We start from the raw sequence: 1239 nt of genomic DNA, 5'->3' as shown, positions 1-1239 counted from the left end.
TTCGTGAGGCGTATATAGTCGCCACCATCACAAACTGTCAACACCGATCCTTCATGTTTTTTCGATTTCTCGCAGAGATATCCACGAGGCTGAAATTCGTGAGTTGGCTTGGCTGAAATTGCGAGCGGTGTTCCGCAGTCGATCACTTCTACGAAGCCTCACCCCTCTGGGCCGAAGACGCCCACCATTGGCTTGAAAATCGCCTGCCTGGCTGGCGAACATCGATCTCCATGTCGGCCTGCGTAGTGCTTCAGAGCCGGCCTTCCAGCAATTCCGCCGTGATGTTCCGGCCGGAACAAAAGATACCCGGGATCAAGACCCGCTCGCCCTCGACCGCAAACGCTACGCGGACGGCGCGTCGATAGCCGACAATCCGCAGACCGGGCATGATCTCAACCCGCTCTGTGCCGCGCTGTGGAAAAGTCGACAAGCCCAGGCAATGGTCACGGATGCCGGCAATGAAATTCCAGGCAATCTCCGGCGACGCACGCTCGGCTATGTCATCATATAGCTGTTCCAGTTCGGCTTCCGTCTTGGGGTGGAAGACAATGGAGTACTGCCCGCGCGATGACGCGCCTCACGCCGCGAAAAAACCGTCTCGGCAGGGATAGCCTTCGCCGGATCCCGCTGGAGCTCGGTCAGGCGCGCCGGGATTTCCTCGCGCAGCCATCTTTCCCGCTCCGCCTCGAAATCCTCGAGCATACGCAGGCCGGCGCGAACAACCTCACTGGCATTGTTGTAACGGCCTGATTCGAGCTGCTTCCTGATGAAGCTCTCATAGTGGTCGTTCAGGGCGTAGTTGGGCATGGCAACCTCCTTGGGAGATTATGGTGCGAATCAGGATTCGACATCCATCGTTTCCATGATCGGCTGGCGAGCGAATGATTCCATCGCCTCGTTCTGCTGCTTCGAAATGCACGAATCGCGCCGGCGCGATCGTGGTTCGGGCCCGGATCATCCTCCGGTATTGAAGCCGACCGGCTTCGCCTGATGCGACTTCGCTTGGGTGTGCACATGAGCACCAGGCCATCGGCGAGGAATCTCGTTTCGAGAAGCGGGGCGCCGGGAAAGTTGGCTTGGGGATGGGACAGGATTTGAGTTTTTCTGTCCCGTCGGCGTCGGCTTGGCCTCGTTGCGGGCGGCCGATGCAGGTTAAAGCCGCCGGGAGCCGGCTTCGCAATACACAAAAGCCCGCACGAGGCGGGCTTTTTATGTTGGTTGCGGGGACAGGATTTGAAC

Annotated in this window: 3 protein-coding genes; 1 reads left to right on the top strand and 2 read right to left on the bottom strand. The window is 58.8% G+C overall.

Annotated elements, in window-relative coordinates; translation table 11 throughout:
• Positions 1 to 250 precede the first annotated feature (250 nt).
• Complete coding sequence (locus ACWGTO_RS33465; protein WP_454578952.1) at positions 251 to 550, bottom strand: type II toxin-antitoxin system RelE/ParE family toxin; 300 nt, start codon at positions 548 to 550, stop codon at positions 251 to 253.
• A complete protein-coding gene (locus tag ACWGTO_RS33460; RefSeq protein ID WP_454578951.1) occupies positions 496 to 807 on the bottom strand; it encodes a type II toxin-antitoxin system ParD family antitoxin in 312 nt (103 codons plus the stop codon). The genes ACWGTO_RS33465 and ACWGTO_RS33460 overlap by 55 nt, the downstream gene beginning before the upstream one ends.
• On the opposite strand from ACWGTO_RS33460, the gene ACWGTO_RS33455 reads away from it, so the two are divergent.
• Complete coding sequence (locus ACWGTO_RS33455) at positions 806 to 991, top strand: hypothetical protein (protein WP_454578950.1); 186 nt, start codon at positions 806 to 808, stop codon at positions 989 to 991. The genes ACWGTO_RS33460 and ACWGTO_RS33455 overlap by 2 nt on opposite strands.
• The last annotated feature ends 248 nt before the right edge of the window (positions 992 to 1239 follow it).

This window comes from Mesorhizobium sp. PL10 (assembly GCF_053714315.1).
The sequence above is the reverse complement of the archived record's forward strand: the minus strand, read 5'-3'. Positions and strand labels throughout refer to the sequence as shown.

Excerpts from the sequence above, each read along its gene's own strand:
- ACWGTO_RS33460 (WP_454578951.1), bottom strand. The coding sequence starts at position 807 with ATGCCCAACTACGCCCTGAACGACCACTATGAGAGCTTCATCAGGAAG.
- ACWGTO_RS33455 (WP_454578950.1), top strand. The coding sequence starts at position 806 with ATGGCAACCTCCTTGGGAGATTATGGTGCGAATCAGGATTCGACATCC.